This is a genomic window from uncultured Senegalimassilia sp. (assembly GCF_934630535.1).
Taxonomy (GTDB): domain Bacteria; phylum Actinomycetota; class Coriobacteriia; order Coriobacteriales; family Eggerthellaceae; genus Senegalimassilia.
Map to the genome: position 1 here is coordinate 1 of NZ_CAKTVU010000026.1, position 18,411 is coordinate 18,411.

13 protein-coding genes are annotated in these 18,411 nt (G+C 64.6%); 6 read left to right on the top strand and 7 right to left on the bottom strand.

All coding sequences use genetic code 11. The annotated features are described in order from the left end of the window. Positions 1-126 precede the first annotated feature (126 nt). Complete coding sequence (locus Q0D52_RS09360) at positions 127-1,236, top strand: IS110 family transposase (protein ID WP_294382363.1); 1,110 nt, start codon at positions 127-129, stop codon at positions 1,234-1,236. Between the two features lie 726 nt (positions 1,237-1,962). On the opposite strand, the gene pknB is transcribed toward Q0D52_RS09360, so the two are convergent. The 7 genes from pknB to Q0D52_RS09395 all read right to left on the bottom strand — a co-directional run bounded on the left by pknB (position 1,963) and on the right by Q0D52_RS09395 (position 13,066). Then, positions 1,963-3,990 carry a Stk1 family PASTA domain-containing Ser/Thr kinase gene (gene pknB, locus Q0D52_RS09365; RefSeq protein ID WP_294363010.1) on the bottom strand — a complete coding sequence of 676 codons (2,028 nt, stop codon included), beginning with the start codon at positions 3,988-3,990 and terminating at the stop codon, positions 1,963-1,965. Between the two features lie 75 nt (positions 3,991-4,065). Then, positions 4,066-6,861, bottom strand: coding sequence for an FtsW/RodA/SpoVE family cell cycle protein (locus Q0D52_RS09370; protein WP_294382366.1), 2,796 nt, complete (start codon positions 6,859-6,861; stop codon positions 4,066-4,068). Positions 6,862-6,867: 6 nt separating this feature from the next. After that, on the bottom strand, positions 6,868-8,085 hold the full coding sequence (locus tag Q0D52_RS09375; RefSeq protein WP_294382369.1) for a Stp1/IreP family PP2C-type Ser/Thr phosphatase: 1,218 nt from the start codon (positions 8,083-8,085) through the stop codon (positions 6,868-6,870). Further along, positions 8,085-8,498 (bottom strand): FHA domain-containing protein, encoded by a 414-nt coding sequence (locus tag Q0D52_RS09380; protein ID WP_042432199.1) that lies wholly within the window; start codon positions 8,496-8,498, stop codon positions 8,085-8,087. The genes Q0D52_RS09375 and Q0D52_RS09380 overlap by 1 nt, the downstream gene beginning before the upstream one ends. A 21-nt stretch (positions 8,499-8,519) precedes the next feature. Further along, on the bottom strand, positions 8,520-9,698 hold the full coding sequence (locus Q0D52_RS09385) for a DUF3662 and FHA domain-containing protein (RefSeq protein ID WP_294382373.1): 1,179 nt from the start codon (positions 9,696-9,698) through the stop codon (positions 8,520-8,522). A 551-nt stretch (positions 9,699-10,249) separates the two neighbouring features. Continuing rightward, the gene (locus Q0D52_RS09390) at positions 10,250-12,280 is read right to left on the bottom strand and encodes a LuxR C-terminal-related transcriptional regulator (RefSeq protein WP_294382376.1); all 2,031 of its coding nucleotides are present in this window, start codon (positions 12,278-12,280) and stop codon (positions 10,250-10,252) included. A 324-nt stretch (positions 12,281-12,604) separates the two neighbouring features. After that, positions 12,605-13,066, bottom strand: a complete 462-nt coding sequence (locus Q0D52_RS09395) for a hypothetical protein (RefSeq protein WP_294382378.1) — start codon at positions 13,064-13,066, stop codon at positions 12,605-12,607. Positions 13,067-13,431: 365 nt separating this feature from the next. Between Q0D52_RS09395 and Q0D52_RS09400 the strand changes: the two genes are divergently transcribed. The 5 genes from Q0D52_RS09400 to groL all read left to right on the top strand — a co-directional run bounded on the left by Q0D52_RS09400 (position 13,432) and on the right by groL (position 18,240). Beyond that, positions 13,432-14,247, top strand: a complete 816-nt coding sequence (locus Q0D52_RS09400; protein WP_118349381.1) for a hypothetical protein — start codon at positions 13,432-13,434, stop codon at positions 14,245-14,247. A 3-nt stretch (positions 14,248-14,250) separates the two neighbouring features. Beyond that, positions 14,251-14,958 (top strand): molecular chaperone, encoded by a 708-nt coding sequence (locus Q0D52_RS09405; RefSeq protein ID WP_294382384.1) that lies wholly within the window; start codon positions 14,251-14,253, stop codon positions 14,956-14,958. Next, on the top strand, positions 14,958-15,917 hold the full coding sequence (locus Q0D52_RS09410; protein ID WP_294382387.1) for a transporter substrate-binding domain-containing protein: 960 nt from the start codon (positions 14,958-14,960) through the stop codon (positions 15,915-15,917). The genes Q0D52_RS09405 and Q0D52_RS09410 overlap by 1 nt, the downstream gene beginning before the upstream one ends. Before the next feature lie 64 nt (positions 15,918-15,981). Continuing rightward, complete coding sequence (locus tag Q0D52_RS09415; RefSeq protein WP_294382390.1) at positions 15,982-16,515, top strand: TIGR00730 family Rossman fold protein; 534 nt, start codon at positions 15,982-15,984, stop codon at positions 16,513-16,515. A 126-nt stretch (positions 16,516-16,641) separates the two neighbouring features. Then, positions 16,642-18,240 carry a chaperonin GroEL gene (gene groL / locus Q0D52_RS09420; protein WP_294382393.1) on the top strand — a complete coding sequence of 533 codons (1,599 nt, stop codon included), beginning with the start codon at positions 16,642-16,644 and terminating at the stop codon, positions 18,238-18,240. Positions 18,241-18,411: the final 171 nt, after the last annotated feature.

The following is an 18,411-nucleotide window of genomic DNA, read 5'->3' on the forward strand; positions in this document are numbered from 1 at the left end:
GGAAGACGATATGAGCAGAGCATTGTGAGCCCCTCTGCATGCAAATCCGTGGGTCAGGGCTGATAATGACCTCGTCTCGGAAGCCGGCAGCCAGCCGGGTTGCCACAAGCATGGGAGGGGCTCGCCATGAACCATACCACATCCATCGGGCTGGACGTCCACGCAAGGTCCATCGCCGCCGCGGCGCTCGACCCGCTCACCGGGGAGGTCGTTACCAAGACGTTCGCATACTCGCCCGGCGAGGTCGCGTCCTGGGCGCTGGGATTCGACTCGCCCAAAGCCGTCTACGAGTCCGGCGTCACGGGCTTCCACCTTTGCCGCGAGCTCAACGCGCTGGGGCTCGAGTGCGCCGTGGGCGCGTCGTCCAAGATGCAGCGGCCGCCGGCCGACGTCAAGCGCAAGAACGACCTCTCCGACGCCCAATTCCTGGCCAGGCTGCTGGCCACGCACAACGTGACCGAGGTGTTCGTGCCCGACGCCGAGACCGAGGCCGCGCGCGACCTCGTCCGCGCGCACGCCGACGCCCGCGCCGACCTCACCCGCGCCAGGCAGCGCCTCAACCTGTTCCTCATGAGGCACGGGCACGTGTTCTGCGAGAAGGGGCCGACCGGCGCGCCCGTCGGCAGCTGGACGAAGGCCCACTGGGCCTGGATAAGGCAGATCTCGTTCCCCGACGAGGCCGACGAGGAGGCCCTAGCGTTCTACATCGCGCAGGTCCGCCACATGGAGGGCCAGAAGCGCGAGCTCGAAAAGTTCATCCGCGCCCACGCGCGCGAGCCGCGCTGGCGCGGGCGGGTCGATGCCCTGCGCTGCCTGAAGGGCATCGAGGAGATAACGGCGTTCGCCCTGGTCGCAGAGGCGGGCGTGTTCTCCAGGTTCGACAGCGCGAGGGCCTTCTCGACGTGGGCCGGGCTCGTGCCCTCCGAGCACTCCAGCGGCCCGCGACGACGCACCGGCGGCATAACCAAGACGGGCAACTCCAACGTCCGCAGGCTGCTGGTGGAGGCGTCGTGGCACTACGCCAGGGCGACCGCCGCGCGCAAGCCCGCCCCGAGCCCCGACGTACCCCTGCGTATAGAGAACCATGCCGCCAAGGCCGTGAAGAGGCTCGTGGCCAGGCGGCGGGAGATGTCCGCGCGCGGCAAGCGGCCCTCGGTCGCCAACTGCGCCACGGCGCGCGAGCTTGCGTGCTGGTGCTGGGCGATAGGCCGCATGGCCGAGGGGGCCGACGCGTAGCCGGCGCCCCGCCGACCCATAGCCATCCGAGCCTGCGGGCGCTCCGAATCCGACTGGCCGTTGAGGGCGATTCCTGATCACTCCCTTGGGCGCTGCTCGCGCGGCACGCCCGCCGGAAGACTCTTCAAACCGAAGGTGACGCCCCCAGCCGTAGCAACGAACTGCGATGCAACGCCGGCGACATAAAGGGCACGTGGCGGCGAGCCTCTCCGATCGGAAGCCGCCGCCGCCCGGCCGGCGAACCCGCGAATATTAGACTGCGAAGACGCGCGTCGGTCTAGACACGTCCATCGAGGAAGCGAAGCAGGCCAGATGATAAGGCCAGGCCCCGAAAAACACGGGGTCTGGCCAAACTTGTCCCTTGACAATGCTCTGCTCATATTGGTGTGTTCGCCTTATACCCATGTGGGAGCGCAGTACGTTGCCGCACGGGCAGCATCGTCAGGTGTCGGTTGCGCAAAGGTTGGGCGAACAAGGGATGTGGGCAGGGGATGAGCGCGTGAACAGGGGACGGAGGTGCGTTCGCGTTAACCCTTCGGGAACGTCGCGGATTGCCGTGGGCACACCTCCGTCCCCTGTTCGCCGGGTACCGTTGCTATCGTTGCCGCCGGCATCTCTGTTGTCACGTTGCTGTGCAAATGGAATGCGCTTCCTTCTGAGCATAAAGAAAGGACCCCGCTTGGGGTCCTTTCTTCGCTAGGCAGGCGAAAAGCGCTTGTCGTTGGTTTAGTAGCTGGAGCTGCTGCCGCCGTTGGTGGTGGAACCGCCGTTGGTGGACGATTCCGAGCCGCCGTTGGTGGAGCTGTTGTTGCCAGAGCCGCCGTTGGTGGAGCTGCCGGAGCCCGTGCTGATAACCAGATGCACGGTCTTGCCGGGATCGAGCTCGCTACCGGCGGTAGGCGTCTGGCTGATGACGTTGCCCGAGGTGACCGAGGTGCTGGTCTGGTACTCGGTGGTCACCTTGAAGCCCGCGTTGTTCAGCGTGGTCATAGCGCTGCCCTCGGACTGGCCGACGACGCTGGGAACGCTCACGGCCTTGCTCTCCTTGCCCTTCGACACCACGATGTTCACGGTGCCGTCGGCCTTGAGCTTGCTGCCGCTGGAAGGCGTCTGGCTGATGACGAGGCCTTCTTCGACGGTATCGGAGTACTGCTGGTCGACGGTGACGTAGAAGCCGGCGTTGTTCAGGGTGGCGGTGGCGCTGCTGCGGGTTTGACCGACGACGTCGGGCACGCTGTTGCCCTCGGAGCCGAGCGACAGGTAGTAGGTGACCACGGTGTCCTTGGCAACCTTGGAACCTGCGGCGACGTCCTGGCGTGCGATGCGGTCCTTGTCCACGCTGTCGGAGTATTCCGCGGTGCCGGCCTTGTACTTCAAGCCGTTGGCCTGGAGCAGTTTCTTGGCTTCATCTGCGGTTTTACCGACCAAGTCGGGAACTTCTATCTCCTGTGTGCCTTGCGAGACGGTCAGGTTGATGGTGGAGCCCTTCGCCTTCTTGGTCTTGGCTGCGGGGTCCTGGCTGATGACCTTGCCGGATTCGACGCTCTCGGAGTAGGACTGCGTGACGTTGCCTACTTTGAAGCCGGCGGACTGGATGGCTGTCTTCGCCTGGTCGAGCGTCTGCCCGGTGACGTCGGGAACCTCGATCTGCTCGCCGGAGCTGTTGCCGCCCAGGGCGAACGCGGCGATGGCGACAAGCGCCACCACGGCTGCGATGGCGGCCACTACTGCGGCAACCTTCTTACCCTTCTTCTTCGGAGCGGTGTTGTCCGACATGTACGAATGGTTCTGCGAGCTGCCGCCGTGCTGGCTGGCGCCGCCGACCGCGGGCATGACCGCGGTGCCGTCGGGCATGGGGCCGATGTTGGGCACGCCGCCCATGATCTGCGTCTGCGCGCCGGTGAAGCCCGCGCCCAGGGCGACGGGTCGGCCGGCCAGGTAATCGTTCAGGGCCGAGCGCATGTCCTTGGCGGTGGCGAAACGCTCCATGGGGTTCTTCGACATGGCCTTGAGGATGATGGCCTCAAGGGAGGGGTCGATCTCGGGGTTGAGCTCGCGCGGCGGCACGGGCTCGTCCTGCACCTGCTTCATGGCGACGCTGACCGCGTCGGGGCCGTCGAAGGGCAGCTTGCCCGTGGCGGACTCGTACAGCACGATGCCGAGCGAGTAGATATCGCTGGCGGCGGTGAGTTCCTTGCCCTGAGCCTGCTCAGGGGAGATATAGTGCGCGGTGCCCAGCACGCTGGAGGTCTGCTCCTTGGTGGAGTTCTTCGCGCGCGCGATGCCGAAGTCCATGACCTTCACGTTGCCGTCGGGCTGCACCATGATGTTCTGCGGCTTGATGTCGCGGTGGATGATGTCGAGGCCGTGGGCGACGGAGAGCGCCTGGCACACCTGGCTGCCGATCTCGGCGACCTTGCGCTGGTTGATGGCGCCGCGTTGGTTGATGGCGGTTTTCAGGTCGGAGCCGCGCACGTACTCCATGACGATGTAGTATGTGCCCTCGTCCTGGCCCCAGTCGTACACGTTGACGATGTAGGGGCTTTGCAGGTTGGCGGCGCTTGCGGCTTCTTGCTTGAACCTTTGCGTGAAGCTTTCGTCCGCGGCATATTGGGGCAGCATGACCTTCACTGCCACCAAACGACCCAAGACGTTGTCCTGCGCACGGTACACCTCGGCCATGCCGCCGATGCCGATGCGCTCGGTGATTTGGTAGCGGTTGTTGAACACCCTGCCGATCATGTTTCCGGTCACGTTTGAACTCCTTTAGGTCACATGCTGGGCGGAATTTCGAGTAAATCCCATAGTACCCCGCTCAGCATCGTTTTTCTACAATAGCCCCTGAACTTCCAAAGCTGTTTGCAAGATGTCATGAGCCTTCTGGGTGCCCACGCCCTCGTCGCCGTCCTCGATGACCACGGCAACCACCACGCCGGCATTGTCTGCGGGCGCCATGCCCACGAACCAGCTGTCGTTGCTGTTGGCCTTCTCGGCCGTGCCCGTTTTGCCCGCCACTTCCACGCCGTTGATCTGCGCGGCGGTGCCGGTTCCTTGCTTAACAACGCCCTTGAGGATCTCGCGGACGCGCTTTGCGGTGTCTGCGCTGATGGAGATGCGCAGTTTCTCGGGTTGCGCCGTGAAGCTGCGCTGGCCGTTGGCGTTGTACACGCCGTCCACCAGATAAGGCTTCATCTCGACGCCGTCGTTGGCGATGGCGCTTCCCACCATGGCCATTTGCAGCACGGTGGCCTGCGGGCCGGCAGGGCTCTCGTGATTCATGGGGTTCACCGGCTCGCCGGCGGCGGCCCAGGCGGTTTCCCATTCGGTCATCTCGCTCGGGTCGGCCATGAGCGACGTGTACATGACGATGGGGAAGTCCAGGTCCTGGTTGAACCCGAAGCGCTCGGCGCCTTCCACCAGCTTATCGGCGCCCATCTGCACGCCCAGCTGGCCGTACACGGTGTTGGCCGACCACCACGTGGCCTGCTCGAGCGTCTGCGTGCCGTAGCTGGTCTTGTTGAAGTTCGACACGCTGGCGTTGCCGATGGTGATGGTGCCCGGCGAGGAGAACGTGGTGGACTCGCTTGCCACATCGTCTTCGATCGCCGTGGCCAGGGTGACCATCTTGAACGTGGAGCCCGGAGCGTACAGCGTGCCCGTCGCGCGGTTGATCAGCGAGGTGTCGGACGTGTCGGAGTTCGCAGCGGCGATCACCTGCTCGAAGTCCGCGGCATCGTAGGTGGGCGCGCTTGCAAGCGCCAGCACGGCACCGGTCTTCGGGTCCATGACCACCGCCGCGCCCTTGTTGCCGGCAAGCGCGTCCTGGGCGGCCTGCTGGATCTTCGAGTTGATGGTGAGCGTGACGTCGTTGCCGGCGGTGCCCACGCCCGCCATGTCGTTGAGCACGTCGGTCCAGCTGGCGAAGCTTTCCTGGCCCTTCAGGGTTTCGTTGTACGAGGCCTCGATGCCCGAGGTGCCGTACTGCTGCGACACGTAGCCGACCACGTGAGTGGCCAGGTCGCCGGCGGGGTAGATGCGATCGTAGCTGCCGTCGTCGTCCATGGCGCTGCGCGCCAGCACGATGCCGTCGTAGGTGGAGATGGTCCCGCGCTCGCTCTTCGCTTCCTTGGCAAGAGTGTGGTTGTTGCCCGGCATGGTCTGGTACGAGTCGGCCTGCACCACCATGATCATGGTGAGGTTGGCCACCAGCAGGGCGAACAGCGCGCTGCACACCAGCATGCCGTTGGTCAGGCGCTTGCCCAGGCTGATGCGGCCGAGCACGCTGTTGGAGTGCAGGCTGGAGGTGGTGCCGTTGAGCATCTCCGTGCCCACGCCCGTGGCCTCGTCGCCTGCACGCAATAGGAAGCCCACGATGATGAAGCTGCCCAGAAGCGAGGAGCCGCCTTGGCTGATGAAGGGCAGGGTAAGGCCGGTCAGCGGGATGAGGCGCGTGACGCCGCCCACGATGATGAACGCCTGCAGCACGATCATGCCCGTCAGGCCCACGGCCACGAAGCTGGACACGTCGGACTTCGCGCGCGCCGCGGTCAAAAAGCCGCGGATGGCGAAGCACAGGAACAGCAGCAGCACGCCGGCCGCGCCCAGAAGGCCGATCTCCTCGGCGATGTCGGCGAAGATGAAGTCGCTTTCCACGACGGGGATGGCGCTGAACGCCTCGGTGCCGCCCGCAAGGCCGTTGCCCAGGCCCACGCCGAACAGGTCGCCGTCGGCGATGGAATAGAGTGCCTGGCACAGCTGGTAGCCGGTGTTTTGCGCGTCGGAGAACGGGTCGAGCCAGGTGTTCACGCGCACCTGCACATGACCGAAGGCTGCGTAGGCCGCAACGCCGCCCACGGCGATAAGGCCCAGGCCCACCACCAGGTAGAACTTCTTCCCCGTGGCAACGTAGAGCATGAGCAGGAACACGAAGAAGAACACCATGGCGCTGCCCAGATCCTTCTCGAACACCACGATGACCATGGCGACACCCCACATGAGCAGCAGCGGCAGCAGCGATCGGATGTCGGGCAGGTGGAACGGGCCCATGCGCACGGTGAATACGGACAGCAGCTCGCGGTTCTCGGCCAGGTAGCTTGCCATGAACAGCACGATGACGATCTTGGCGATCTCGCCGGGCTGGAAGGAGAAGCCGCCGATGTGCAACCAGATGCGGCTGCCGTAGATCTCCTGGCCAAGGCCGGGGATCATCGGCGAGAGCAGCAACAGGATGCCCACGAGCATGAGGGTGTATTTGAAGTTCGCGATCTTATCCAGGTTGCGGAACAGCGCCAGCACCACGATCATGCAGACCACGCCCACGAACAGCCAGACCACCTGGCCTTGAGCCATGTTGGGCGCGTCCGTGAACGGCGCGATGCGCGTGATGAAGGCGATGCCGATGCCCGATAGGCCGAACGCCAGGGGCAGCAGGGCGGGGTCGGCGCCGGGCGCGAGCTTGCGCACGGCAAGGTGGGCCACCACGAAGGCGGCGAAGATGCCGATGGGTACGCTGAGCGAATCGACGTTGACCTGCTGGCCTTCCGTGATGGCGATCATGACGAACAGCAGGGCGACGACCGGAGCCGCCACCAGCAAAAGGACGAGTTCTATGTTGCGACGGGACATGATGCGTTACCTCTGCGTTCCCGTGCCGGTTTGCGATGCGACGGCCGGCGCGTTCGCGGCGGCGTCGTCGGTGGTGGCGGTGCCTGCCTGCGTCGACTCGGCCTGCTCGGAGCCTTCCGGCTTGCTGCGCTGGGCCGCTTCCTGGCGATATTGCTGCACCAGGTCCTGGGCGGCGTCCATGTTGTCCACGCGGATGCCTTCCTGCAGGCGCGTGGCCGTGCCGGGTTGCAGGCTGTCGACGCTCACGTCGGTGACTTCTTGCTGCTTATAAAGGGGCATGCCCAGGAAATCGGCGGGAACGCCCTCGTAGACGGCAACCTTGCCGTTGTCCTCGCCCAGGTACGCGGTGGTGTGGAGCCACGTATGCACGCCCCATGCGCCGCCGCCTAGGATGGCCAGGAACAGCACGAGCACCAGCGCCACGGAGAACTTCGTCTTGCGCGCCAGCTTGCGGCGGCGTTTCTCGGCGAATCCGGTGACGTTGGAGACGATGACGGTGACGTTGTCGTGGCCACCGGCGGCGATAGCCTCGTTGACCAGCTGCGATGCGCAGCGTTGCGGGTCGGGCACACGTCGCATGACGGCTTCGATCTGCTCGTCTTCGATCATGGACGACAGGCCGTCGGAGCACACGAGCAGGCGATCGCCCGTCTCGACGTTGATCTCGTACATATCGGGGCGCGTGTTGGGATCGGACCCGAGCGCGCGCGTGATGACGGAGCGCTGCGGATGATGCCGCGCTTCCTCGGGGGTGAGCTGGCCGGCCTCGATCATGTCGGCCATAAGGCTGTGGTCGCGCGTGAGCTGCTGCAGCTTGCCGTGATGCAGCAGATAGGCGCGCGAGTCGCCGACCTGTGCGATGACCAGGCGCTCGTTTTCCAGCATGCAGGCGGTAAGGGTGGTGCCCATGCCGTCGCGGCCGCGCCCGTCGCGCGCCGCGCGGATGATCTCGCGGTTCGCTTCTTCGACGGCGTGCTCCAGGACGGCGCCGTCGAGGTCTTTCGGAGCCAGCTCGGCCAGCACGTTCACCGCTATCTCCGAGGCCACCTCGCCTGCGGCGTGGCCGCCCATGCCGTCGGCGACGGCGAACAGCGGCGGGGCTACTACCAGGCTATCCTCGTTGTGATCGCGCACGCAGCCGACGTCGGTTCGGCTTCCGAACGTGGTGACGGCGCCTTTGCGCGTGCGCTGAGTGGAACGGTAGGAATGCTTATCACGGGACATTATGCAAACCTCACGCGAATGGCCACGTCGCCCACGTTGACGGTGTCCCCGTTACGCAGTGCGGTGGGCTCGTTGATGAACTGGCCGTTGACAGCCGTGCCGTTGGTGGACCCCAGGTCCTCCACGAACAGGTTCTGCCCCATGAGACTGAAGCGGGCGTGCCTGCCGGACACGTAGCCCGCGCCGATGACGATGTCGGCCCCGGGGTTGCGGCCCACGATGACCGGGCCGCGCACCACGATGGATACGCCGCGCAGCTCCTTCGGTCCCTTTTCGACCGAAAGGCTCCACGTGCGCTCGCGTTTGCGCTGGCCGCGCACCGCCCCGATGCCGGTTTTCATGATGGCGAACAGGAACAGGTACAGCAGCGCGACGAACAGCAGGCGGATGAGAAGCAGCGCGTAATCGATCACGGGGAATCCTCTCGCTTTCGCTTAGGCCAACGTGAAGACGAAGTTCGTGGACCCCATGGCGATGTGGTCGCCTTCGTTCAGCGGCTGGCTGGCGACGGCGCGACCGTTGACGTACGTGCCGTTGGTGGAGCCCAGGTCGGTGATGACCCATGCGCCCTGAGGGCTCAGGGAGATCTCGGCGTGGCTGCGCGACACGTTGATGTCGGGGATGGTGATGTCGTTGCGCGACTCGCGGCCGAGCGTGACGCGGGCGCTTGCCAGGTCGATGGCGCGGTTGGCGGCCGTATCGATCAGACGGGCACACGGAGCCTGTCGCGGCTGGGCGGGCTGCTGACCGGGCACGCCGCCGCCGGCGAACACCACGGTGTTGGCGGCCTGCTGCGGCGCTGCCTGCTGCGGCACGGCCTGAGGCTGCGGGGCGGCGGCAGCGGCCGCCTGACCTGCAGCGTAGCCCGCGGCCGCTGCCGCAGGAGCGGCGCCGGCGGCGTAAGCGTTGAACTGATCGACCGCACCGGCAGCGGCCTGCTGGGCCGCAGCGTAATCGGGAGCGGCGGCTGCGGGCTGGCCCCAAGGCTCCTGCGCGGGCGCCTGATAGCCCTGGGCTTCCCAGCCGTTGCCGGCGGGCGCCTGCTGATAACCCTGGTTGCCGTACTGGTCATACTGATCATATTGGTCGTACTGGTCGTACTGGTTGAAGCGCTGGTCGGGCATGGCTGCGCCTGCGCGGCCGAACTGCTGTGCAGGGTATGCGGCAGCGGCGCCGTAGCCGCTGTTTGCCCCGCCAAGGCCGTAGCGCTCCATCTCCTCGTTGCGCAGCTGGGAGATGATGGGCGCGGCGACGGCTTCGGCGATGATATCGAACTTGCCGTGCTTGAGGCCCTCGTCGACGATAAAGCGCACGAGCGGCTGGCCATCCATGGTCAGGCCCTGCTCGGAGGCCTTCGCCGCCAGGTAGGTTTCCGTCTCGCCCGCAAGCGTGGGGTAGTAGCCGAACAGACGACGGTCGTCGTCGGGGTTGACCAGCACGGTGTAAAGCGTGGGCGCGTACTGCTTGCCGGCGCCGACCATCTTCTCGCGGCGCATCTGCTTTTCGGCCTTCTTGGCAATCTGAACAGGGGAGATGGGGGCATCGAACATCTTGTCCGCCGTGCCCTCGAACGTGTCCTCCATTTTGCCTTCGAACTTCGAGAAGATGCCCATTACCGCTCCTTGCAACGCTGTTCCATATCATGGCGGCGATAAGCCGCGAATTTACCGATGGTCCATCATGCCACAAACATAATGACGAGGTGACGTCCTTTATGCAATCGTCATTATATTGTAAGCGGGGAAAGCGGGAAATCGCCAGGTGAAGCGTCGGGAAAGCGGGGGAGGAGGTCTGCGGTGCGGGAGCGGCGGTGGGCGCCGTCCGTGCACGGCCGAGCCTGCCCCGCGCCCTGCGCCCGGCAGCGCCCTGCGCAGGGGCCGAGGCGTTCGTTCCCGTGTTTGCCCCCTGCGTGCACGCAGGGGGTTGGTTCTGGGTTGTTTTGCAGGAAAAAAGGGCTTTTCGCGCCATGTCTCTGGCCTTCTGGGCGGTTTTCCGAGCATTGCTTCGCATTTTCTCGGTAAAACCCCAGGTCGCGAATGCCCAGATTCTCCGTTTAGGCGGTTTCGGCCTTCAAAACCGCCCAGAACTTGCTATTTCAAGCTGCGCGCGATGGTAGGCGCCGCCTGTGCCCGGCCGAGCCTGCCCCGCGCCGTCCTTCGCGCCGCTATTCCGTCGGCTGCGCGTCCTCGACCATGCGCATGAGGTCCTGCTGGTTGTGGACGTCGCACTTGCGGTAGATGTGGCGGATGTGCGTCTTGGCCGTGCCCTCCGAGATGTAGAGCTTCTCCTGGATATAGGCAGCGTTATGGCCTTTGGCCAGGAAGAACAGGATCTCGGTCTCGCGGCGCGACAGGAGGAACGTGTTGGCCACCGTCTCGCACTTGCCGCGGAAGCGGCCGCCGCCGCGCGCGGGCTCGTTGGGCTTCGCGAAGCGCGTTTCGGCGTTCGCCGCGGGTGCGGGCTGGGTTGCTTGCCGTTCGCGTGACATCGGCAGGGCCGATGGCGTTGCGGCCGAAGTTGTCGCGCCCTCGGTCCCGTCCATGTTGACGACAGGCTGCACGGCAGTCGCGCCTTCGGGGCCGCTTGCGGCTCCGGCCGGTTCCGCGTTCGCCGCGTCTTCGCCGTCTTCGCATGCGGCACGGTAAGCGGTGGCGTTATCGGCTGCAGCGGGAGCTTCGCAAGGGGCCGCTGCAGCTTCCGCGCGGTCAGCTGCCGCGGCGCCGGCTGCCAAGGGGGCATCTGCCGGTGCGGTTCCGTTGCCTTCTGCGGCTTGATTGCCCGTCGTCGGCTTCCTTTCGCCATTTGCCAGGTTATCCGCCGTTTGCTCGCGTTGCGGCGCGCTTTCGGCTACTGCTTTCTCGAGGGCGACGTCCATTCCCATGGCGGCCCCGCAGTTGCGCAAACCGGCCGCACGCTGGGATTCCTCTTTGCGCTCGAAGCTGGCGGATACGGCTTTGACCAGGGGGCATGGCATGATGATCGACTCGATCTCACGCTCGCGGGGCAGCAGCGCGTAGGCGAACACGATGACGAGCAGCAGCAAGATCACGAGCGTCTGCTCGCCGAACGGCAGCAGGTGCGCGTAGTTCGCGAGGGCGACGGGCACGAGCGTGCCGAACATGATGGCGAACGCCATGATGGCGCGGCCCAGGCCGAACACGAAGACGGGCGACAGGCGGAAGCGCTGCGACAGGTCGGCGAAGAAGATCCACATGAGCGATTCGAAGCACAGGAAGCCCACGAGCATGATCACGCTGGTCAACGAGGCGTTTTCGGCGCTAGCGAGGGGCATGAGGAACACGGTGACGGCGATGAACGGCACAAGAGGTTGGAAGAAGCGGCTCCACCGGTCGCCGGCGCCGAGTGCCATGATGGTTACGAGCACCAGCACGGTGGCGCAGCCGGCTGCCAGCAGCAGCATCGGCTGGGCGCCAACGCTGGTTTTCGTCACAAGGTTCTGCAGCGAGTTCGAGCGCAACATGCCCAGAGCGATGCCGAGCACCAGCACGGGGGCGCCGAAGCGCACGACGAACTTGCCACGGTTGATAGGTAGCGGTTTGAAGATGGGGACCTCGTCGCGCTCGTGGTAGGGCTTGGGCGTTTTCTTCAGGAGGATGGCCAGCTCAAGCAGCGGAACGCAGGCGATCGCAAGGGCGGACACGGGGAAGGGCGCGTAGTGCAGCACGGTGGCGAACAGGCCGATGGCGATGGAGATGGCGATGGCGGTGTTCAGCACGATCGAGGCGCTGTCGGTGCGGGCGAACGCTGTGCCCCAGTACACTATGAGGATGGCCGAGCCGATGCCGGTCATAATGCCGGAAATCGTGCTCGCCAACGAGGCGCCGAAGAAGGGAGTGGCCAGAAGCAGCAGCGATCCCACGCACGAAAGCACGGCGCCGATACAGAGCAGCTTGCGGGATGTGTACAGCTTCAGGAAGCGCTGGTCCGTGGCCGCGATGAACAGCATGGCGAATATGTAGACGATCGATGAGATCAGATAGGGCATGGTGACGCTGCTGCCGTAGAGCCCCTCGAAGCAGGGCATGGGTCCGAACACCGATGAGGTGCCGAACATGGTGGCGTACACCCATGCTTGATGTAGGCCGTAGCCGACCGATAGCAAACTCAACTCGCCGAACGCGCTTTCGTCGCCGAAATCGGCCTTGAGCGTGACTTTTGGAACGCGTACCCCCATACGCAAATCCTCCCCGTATTGCGTTGTGTATCCTCTTCGGTGCCCCATGATAGCGGGCGATGGGGGGATGATGCGCGAGATGCGGGGTGATTTTGAGTCACCCCATTAAAGTTAGGCTTTTGACCAGCGGAAACGGAAAAATCATCCCTAGAGGATGATATTACGGGAGCATATTCAGTTTCGCGTCGAGTGCTTCCCCGCGAGGCTGCGCCCCGTCGGCTCGGCCGCACACGTATTCACCGCGCGCGTGCGGCAGCTCGGCTGCGAACGCGTGTGCAAGGCGCGCGGGCCGGCTGGCCGACCGGCCCGTATGCGCGTCGGGCGCTAGGCCACCTTGATGACCACGTTGTCGTAACGGTTGAGCTGGGTGTCCTCACCCGTGGTGCCCTGGCCGTCGTGCGTGGTCTGCGTGCCCGGCTTCTGGGTCTCGGCGGCGTACACGGTTGCCGTGTACTGCTTGCCGGCCAGGTAGTCGGCCAGGCTGGTGACGTCGTAGTTGTGAATGGCCTCAAGGCCGTTCTGATTCTCGCTGGACATGACGTCCTCGTTCAGCAGGTCCTTGACCGTGCTTCCCTCGGGAACGATGACCAGCTCGCTACGAATAGCGCCGCCCTGGGCGGTTTCGTCCAGCACGCACGTGACCTCGTACACTCCCTTGCTTTCCACCTGGACGCCCTCATCGCTGTGGACGTAGTAGAACGCATAGGCCGGCACGGCGATCATCGCGCACGCGCAGCACGCGACCGCGATGGCAAGAAGCTTCTTGCCCCAAGATACGTTTGCCATTTGAGCCTCCCTTCTCGTAAGAGTCGAGGAATGGAAGCCCCGCTTTCGGCAACGTGGTTCGCAGTATACGGGTGCACAGCTGCCGAGGCAACTGATTCGCAAGCCTTTGACCTGGGGAAATATGGAATCAGCCCCCGCGTATGATGCTGCACGCGCCTTGGATGCCGCGGAGGCGGCGACAACTTCGCCATTTTAGGGTTTGCGGGATGATGGCCCGTTCCCCGCGCTTCCTATAATGGGCGGCAGCGAAGAGGAAGCACGTCTGCGACCTGGGTGTTTGCAGGCATTCGGCCGCGTGTTCGAGGTGAACGCCGGCCGGCCCTGCGCCGCGCGCCGGGGCCCGACGTAGAACAGGGGGATTTGCAATGGCCGAAAATCAAATTGCTGATTTATGGGACGAAGAGGACGAGTTCGACCCGCTGGCCGTGGACGACCTGGAAATCAACCAGGAGGACATGGACGACGACAACCCGCTTGATACGGTGGACTATCCCACCATGCGCAATATGCCCGAGGACATGCAGCGCGAGTCGGTGTACAGCCCCGAGCGCCAGGGCGGTGCCGTGCAGGCCGTGCTGGCTATGCTCGATCACAACCCGGCGCGTCGCCCGGTGCTGGTTTCCATTCTGGGTTGGTGCGAAGGCGGTTGCGTGAACAGCGAGCTTACGGAAAAGGTTGACGCGCTGCAGGCCGACAACCGTTCCGTGTACGGCACCACCACGCTGTGCCGCATGCTGGAGCGCGCCGGAGCGCTTGAGCTGGAGATGCCGGAAACGTCCGAAGAGCGCGAGGACGCGGCCGAGGGCGTTGAGTACCTGGAAATCAAGGAGCGCGTTGACCCCACGTGGCGCACCACCGAGGCCGGCAGCGCCGTGTTCGCCCAGATGACTGATGGTTCGGCGTTCCGCGACATGGTGTTCAACCGCGACGTGAAGTACCTAGAGGTATACCGCGCGGTCATGAACTTCGTGGATGCCGCGCCGCGTTCGAAGGACGACATCGAAACGCTGGTGGACGGGTTCGACGTGGTGAAAAGCCCGCGCCGCTTCGGTGGTCACTTCATTGACATGCTGGAGAAAACCGACGCGCTGCATTGGAAAGATCACTCGTGGCAGCTGACCGACCTGGGACGCAAGATGATCCCCGAGGTTGAGGCCGCGTGTGCGAAGAAGGGGGAGTAACCGATGGCTGAGAACATGGCTGCAGCACCCGCTGCTGAGGAAGAGATGGACCTGGCTGCGCTGATGGATGGTCGCGCTCGTACGTACGGCCTGATGGCGCGCCTGTTTCTGAAGGAAGTTGACAAGGCTGCGCTGACGGAGCTGCAGGGCATGCGCTTCCCGGCCGCCACGGGCAGCGCCAAGGTGGACGAGGGCTACCACATGCTGTACGACTACCTGCGCACCAGCTGGGACGACAGCATCAACGAGCTTGCCGTCGATTATGTGCGCACCTTTATCGGCCACGGCGTCAACGGCTTCTCGGCGGCGTACCCGTTCGAGAGCGTGTACACCTCCGAGCGTCGTTTGATGATGCAGGAAGCGCGCGCCGAGGTGCTGCAAACGCTGCGCGAGAACAACCTGAAGCGTGGTCGTTGGACCGAGGGCGAGGACCACATTGCCCTTGAGCTGGAGTTTATGCAGCGTATGGCCATGCGCACGGCCGAGGCTCTGCGTGCCGGCGACGAGGACAAGGCCATCGAGAAACTGCGCACGCAGCAGAAGTTCGCGCAGGACCACCTGCTGAACTGGCTGCCCATGATGACCGAAGACATGCGTCGCTTCGCGCGCACCATGTTCTACCAGGGTTTGGCCCAGCTGGTCATGGGCTATGTGGAAGAGGACGCTGACCTGCTGGAAGAGCTGCTGGACAGCGTGGAAGAGGCTGCGTAGTGGCGGCGCGTTGCCGCCGCGTTATAGGAAGCGCTGCGCTGTGCGTGGCGCTGGTTGCTGGGCTCGGCGGGTGCGCCGGGTTCAGCCCTGTTTCGGGGGCGGATGCACAAGGTGGTGCGTCGGCGGGTGTCGAGAAGCAGGCGGCGGAGTTGTCGCTGGTGCACGAGGGTGCGTTGACGGTGGCGTGCCCGTTGGACTGCCTGCCGTATTTTCAGGATGCCAACGGCGTGCAAACGGGGTTCGGCTGCGAGCTGATGGATGCGGTTGCGCAGCGGCTTGACGTTGAAGTTGCCTGGTCGAAGGCAGATTCGGCTGATGCGGCGCTTGCGCGTGCGCAGGTGGCAGGGCAGACCGTTCGTGGTGCGCAGGTGCGGGCCGACGCGGCCATGACGGTGGCGGATGCCGTAAGCGGGCAGGTTGGGAGCGTTGTTGCAGATGACGCGTCGGGCATGGTGCGCGTTCCGTTCGTAGACGTGAGCCAATGCTTGGTGGCAAAGAAGTCTTCCGCTGTTGAAAGCGTTGATGACCTGGGCGGATGTAAGGTCGGCGTGCTTGCAGGCTCACCCGGCGCTGCATGGGCGGCATCTTCGCTTGCTGATGTACAACTAGTTGAGTACAACAACGTGGTTGAGCTGTTTTCGGCGCTACAGGCGCGTAATGTGGATGCCGTTGTCGCTGATGAGCAGGCCGCGAACTACCACTTGCGCGTGTCATATGGCGATGAGCATGTGGTGCAGCACATCGAAGGGGCCGACGCGGGCTATGCGCTGGCGTTCGACGCTGGCAACGAGGCGCTGGCGCAGGCTGTGGCGCAGGCGCTTTGTGCGATGCGGGAAGATAGTTCCTACCAGCAGCTTTGCGACGCGTGGTTCTCCGAGGCCGACAATTCGCGCGGCAAAGTTGAAGCTCGTACGCCCGAACAGGGTGCCCCCGGTCACGACAAAGGCGGCGGCGTGTAGGCGAAACGCTGCGTGATGGTGTAGGCTAGGGCGCGTTGCTGTTTTCGGTTGAAAGGGTTTCGCCATGAGGGTTTGCGTGTTCGGGTCGTCGAGTTTGAACTTGGATGCGGTGTATGTTGACGCCGCCTACGAACTGGGGCGTACGCTGGCAAAACGCGGGCATGGCCTGGTGTTCGGCGGCTACGATGTGGGCCTGATGGGCGCGGTGGCGCACGGCGTGGGCGATGCCGGTGGCAGCGTTGTGGGCGTGGTGACCGAGGGCTTGAACAAGAAAGGTCGCCCCGTTTACCCGTGCACCGAGCTGATTTGCGAGTCCGACCTGGCAACGCGCAAGGAGCGCATGATCGGCATGGCGGACGCGTTCGTTACCATGCCGGGCGGCCTGGGCACGTTCGACGAGTTCTTCGTGGTGCTTTCCCAGGTGAAGGCGGGCGAGTTGGATGCGAAAAGCGCCATTTTGAACGTGGGCGGATACTTTGATCCGCTGGTCGAGATGCTCGACCGTGCCACGGCTACGGGCCTCAACTCCACCGACTGGCGCAGCAACTGCGGCGTGTTCGACGCCCCCGAGCCGCTGGCGGCGTGGCTGGAAGTGTAAATAGGTAACGAAACGCTTCCGTTTCCCATAAATACCCGCCTGCATCTAGCACTCCTCGGCAAAGAGTGCTAACTTTCTTTGGTAGCAAATATCGTTATGCACGTGCTCAAGGAAGGGGCTCATAGCATGGCTAAGGAAATCGCATACGACAACGAGACGCGCGAGAAGCTTGCGACCGGTGTGGCGAAGCTGGCCGACGCGGTGCGCGTGACCATCGGCCCGAAGGGCCGCTACGTCGGCATCACCAAGAAGGGCGAGCGTCATCCCAACGTCTCCAACGACGGCGCTACCGTTGCCGCACATGTGGGCGCATACGACCATGTGGAGAAGATGGGCCTGCAGGTGGTCCGCGAGGCCGCAACCGCCGCGAACAACGAGGCCGGCGACGGCACTTCCACGGCAACGCTGCTTGCCGACGCCATCGTGCGCGAGGGTGTGCGCTACGTTACCGCCGGCAACGACCCGCTGGCGCTGCGCCGTGGCATCCAGAAGGCCGCCGACATCGCATCCGACGAGCTGCTGAAGGCCGCCACGCAGGTGACCACGCGCGAGCAGATGGCCGAGATCGCCACCGTTTCCTCGGGCGACCCCGAGATCGGCGCGAAGATCGCCGAGGCCCTGGACGAGATCGGCCAGGACGGCGTCATCTCCGTTGAGAAGTCCACCAAGTTCGGCATCGGCCTGGAGATCAAGAAGGGCATGCTGTTCGACCGCGGCTTCATCTCCCCGTACATGGCCGACGACATGGGCTCCATGACCGGCGAGCTGGAGCAGCCCTACATCCTGATCACCGACCAGCGCCTGGCCGACAACTTCAAGGACGTTGTGCCCGTGCTGGAGGAGGTCATGCAGTCCGGCCACCCGCTGCTGATCGTTGCCGACGACGTGCGCGGCGAATCCCTGAACTCCCTGCTCATGAACCGCCAGAAGGGCACGCTCATCAGCGCAGCCGTCATGTGCCCCGGCGCCGAGGAGCGCCGCAAGGCAGAGCTGGAGGACATGGCCATCCTCACCGGCGGCGAGGTCATCTCCCCCGAGCGCGGCCTGTCGCTTTCCGACGCCAGGAAGAGCATGCTCGGCCGTGCCGCCAGCGTGCAGATCACGAAGAGCCGTACGCTCATCATCGGCGGTAAGGGCAAGCAAGAGGCCATCGAGAAGCGTTGCGAGGCTATCCGCAACGAGCTGAAGAACCCGCATTCCGACTACGAGCTGGACGTCATGCGTGAGCGCCTGGCGAAGCTGTCCGGCGGTATCGCCGTCATGAGCGTCGGCGCCGCAACCGAGACCGAGATGAACGAGATCCGCAGCCGTATCCAGGACGCCCTGCGCGCAACGCGCTCGGCTGCAAGCCAGGGCCTGCTGGCAGGCGGCGGCGTTGCCCTGATCCAGGCATCCAAGGTGCTTGACCAGGTGGAAGTCGCCAACGAGGAGGAGCGCTTCGGCGTGGACATCCTGCGCAAGGCGCTTGAGGAGCCTATGCGCGCGCTGTGCAGCAACGCCGGTTACAACGGCGACGTCGAGGTCACCAAGGCGCTTGAGGCGCAGCCCGGCTTCGGCCTGGATTGCGAGACCGGCAAGTACGGCGACATGATCGCCATGGGCGTTGCCGATCCGGCCAAGGTCACCGTCACGGCCCTGCAGGCCGCTGCCTCCGTTGCCTCGCTCATCCTTATCACCAACTGCAGCATCACCGAGGCTGACAAGAAGGACAAGGAAGAGAAGTAGCAGCCGCGTAAGCAGCTGTTGCGCTGGACGGGGAAGCAGTTCCCCAGCGCGAAGCCCCGGCTTCGCCAGCCCCTTTCAATAGAGCACAAGATACGGGGCTGTATCAAAACTAGTGTTACAGCTCGGCCCGCCAAGATCGGAAAGGTCTTGGCGGGCTTTCTTTTTTCATAT

Bases quoted from the DNA above. Each gene is read 5' to 3' on its own strand.
- Q0D52_RS09385 (WP_294382373.1), bottom strand. From the start codon at position 9,698: ATGGGCATCTTCTCGAAGTTCGAAGGCAAAATGGAGGACACGTTCGAG.
- Q0D52_RS09395 (WP_294382378.1), bottom strand. From the start codon at position 13,066: ATGGCAAACGTATCTTGGGGCAAGAAGCTTCTTGCCATCGCGGTCGCG.
- Q0D52_RS09370 (WP_294382366.1), bottom strand. From the start codon at position 6,861: ATGTCCCGTCGCAACATAGAACTCGTCCTTTTGCTGGTGGCGGCTCCG.
- Q0D52_RS09360 (WP_294382363.1), top strand. From the start codon at position 127: ATGAACCATACCACATCCATCGGGCTGGACGTCCACGCAAGGTCCATC.
- groL (WP_294382393.1), top strand. From the start codon at position 16,642: ATGGCTAAGGAAATCGCATACGACAACGAGACGCGCGAGAAGCTTGCG.
- Q0D52_RS09415 (WP_294382390.1), top strand. From the start codon at position 15,982: ATGAGGGTTTGCGTGTTCGGGTCGTCGAGTTTGAACTTGGATGCGGTG.
- Q0D52_RS09400 (WP_118349381.1), top strand. From the start codon at position 13,432: ATGGCCGAAAATCAAATTGCTGATTTATGGGACGAAGAGGACGAGTTC.
- Q0D52_RS09390 (WP_294382376.1), bottom strand. From the start codon at position 12,280: ATGGGGGTACGCGTTCCAAAAGTCACGCTCAAGGCCGATTTCGGCGAC.
- Q0D52_RS09405 (WP_294382384.1), top strand. From the start codon at position 14,251: ATGGCTGAGAACATGGCTGCAGCACCCGCTGCTGAGGAAGAGATGGAC.
- Q0D52_RS09375 (WP_294382369.1), bottom strand. From the start codon at position 8,085: ATGTCCCGTGATAAGCATTCCTACCGTTCCACTCAGCGCACGCGCAAA.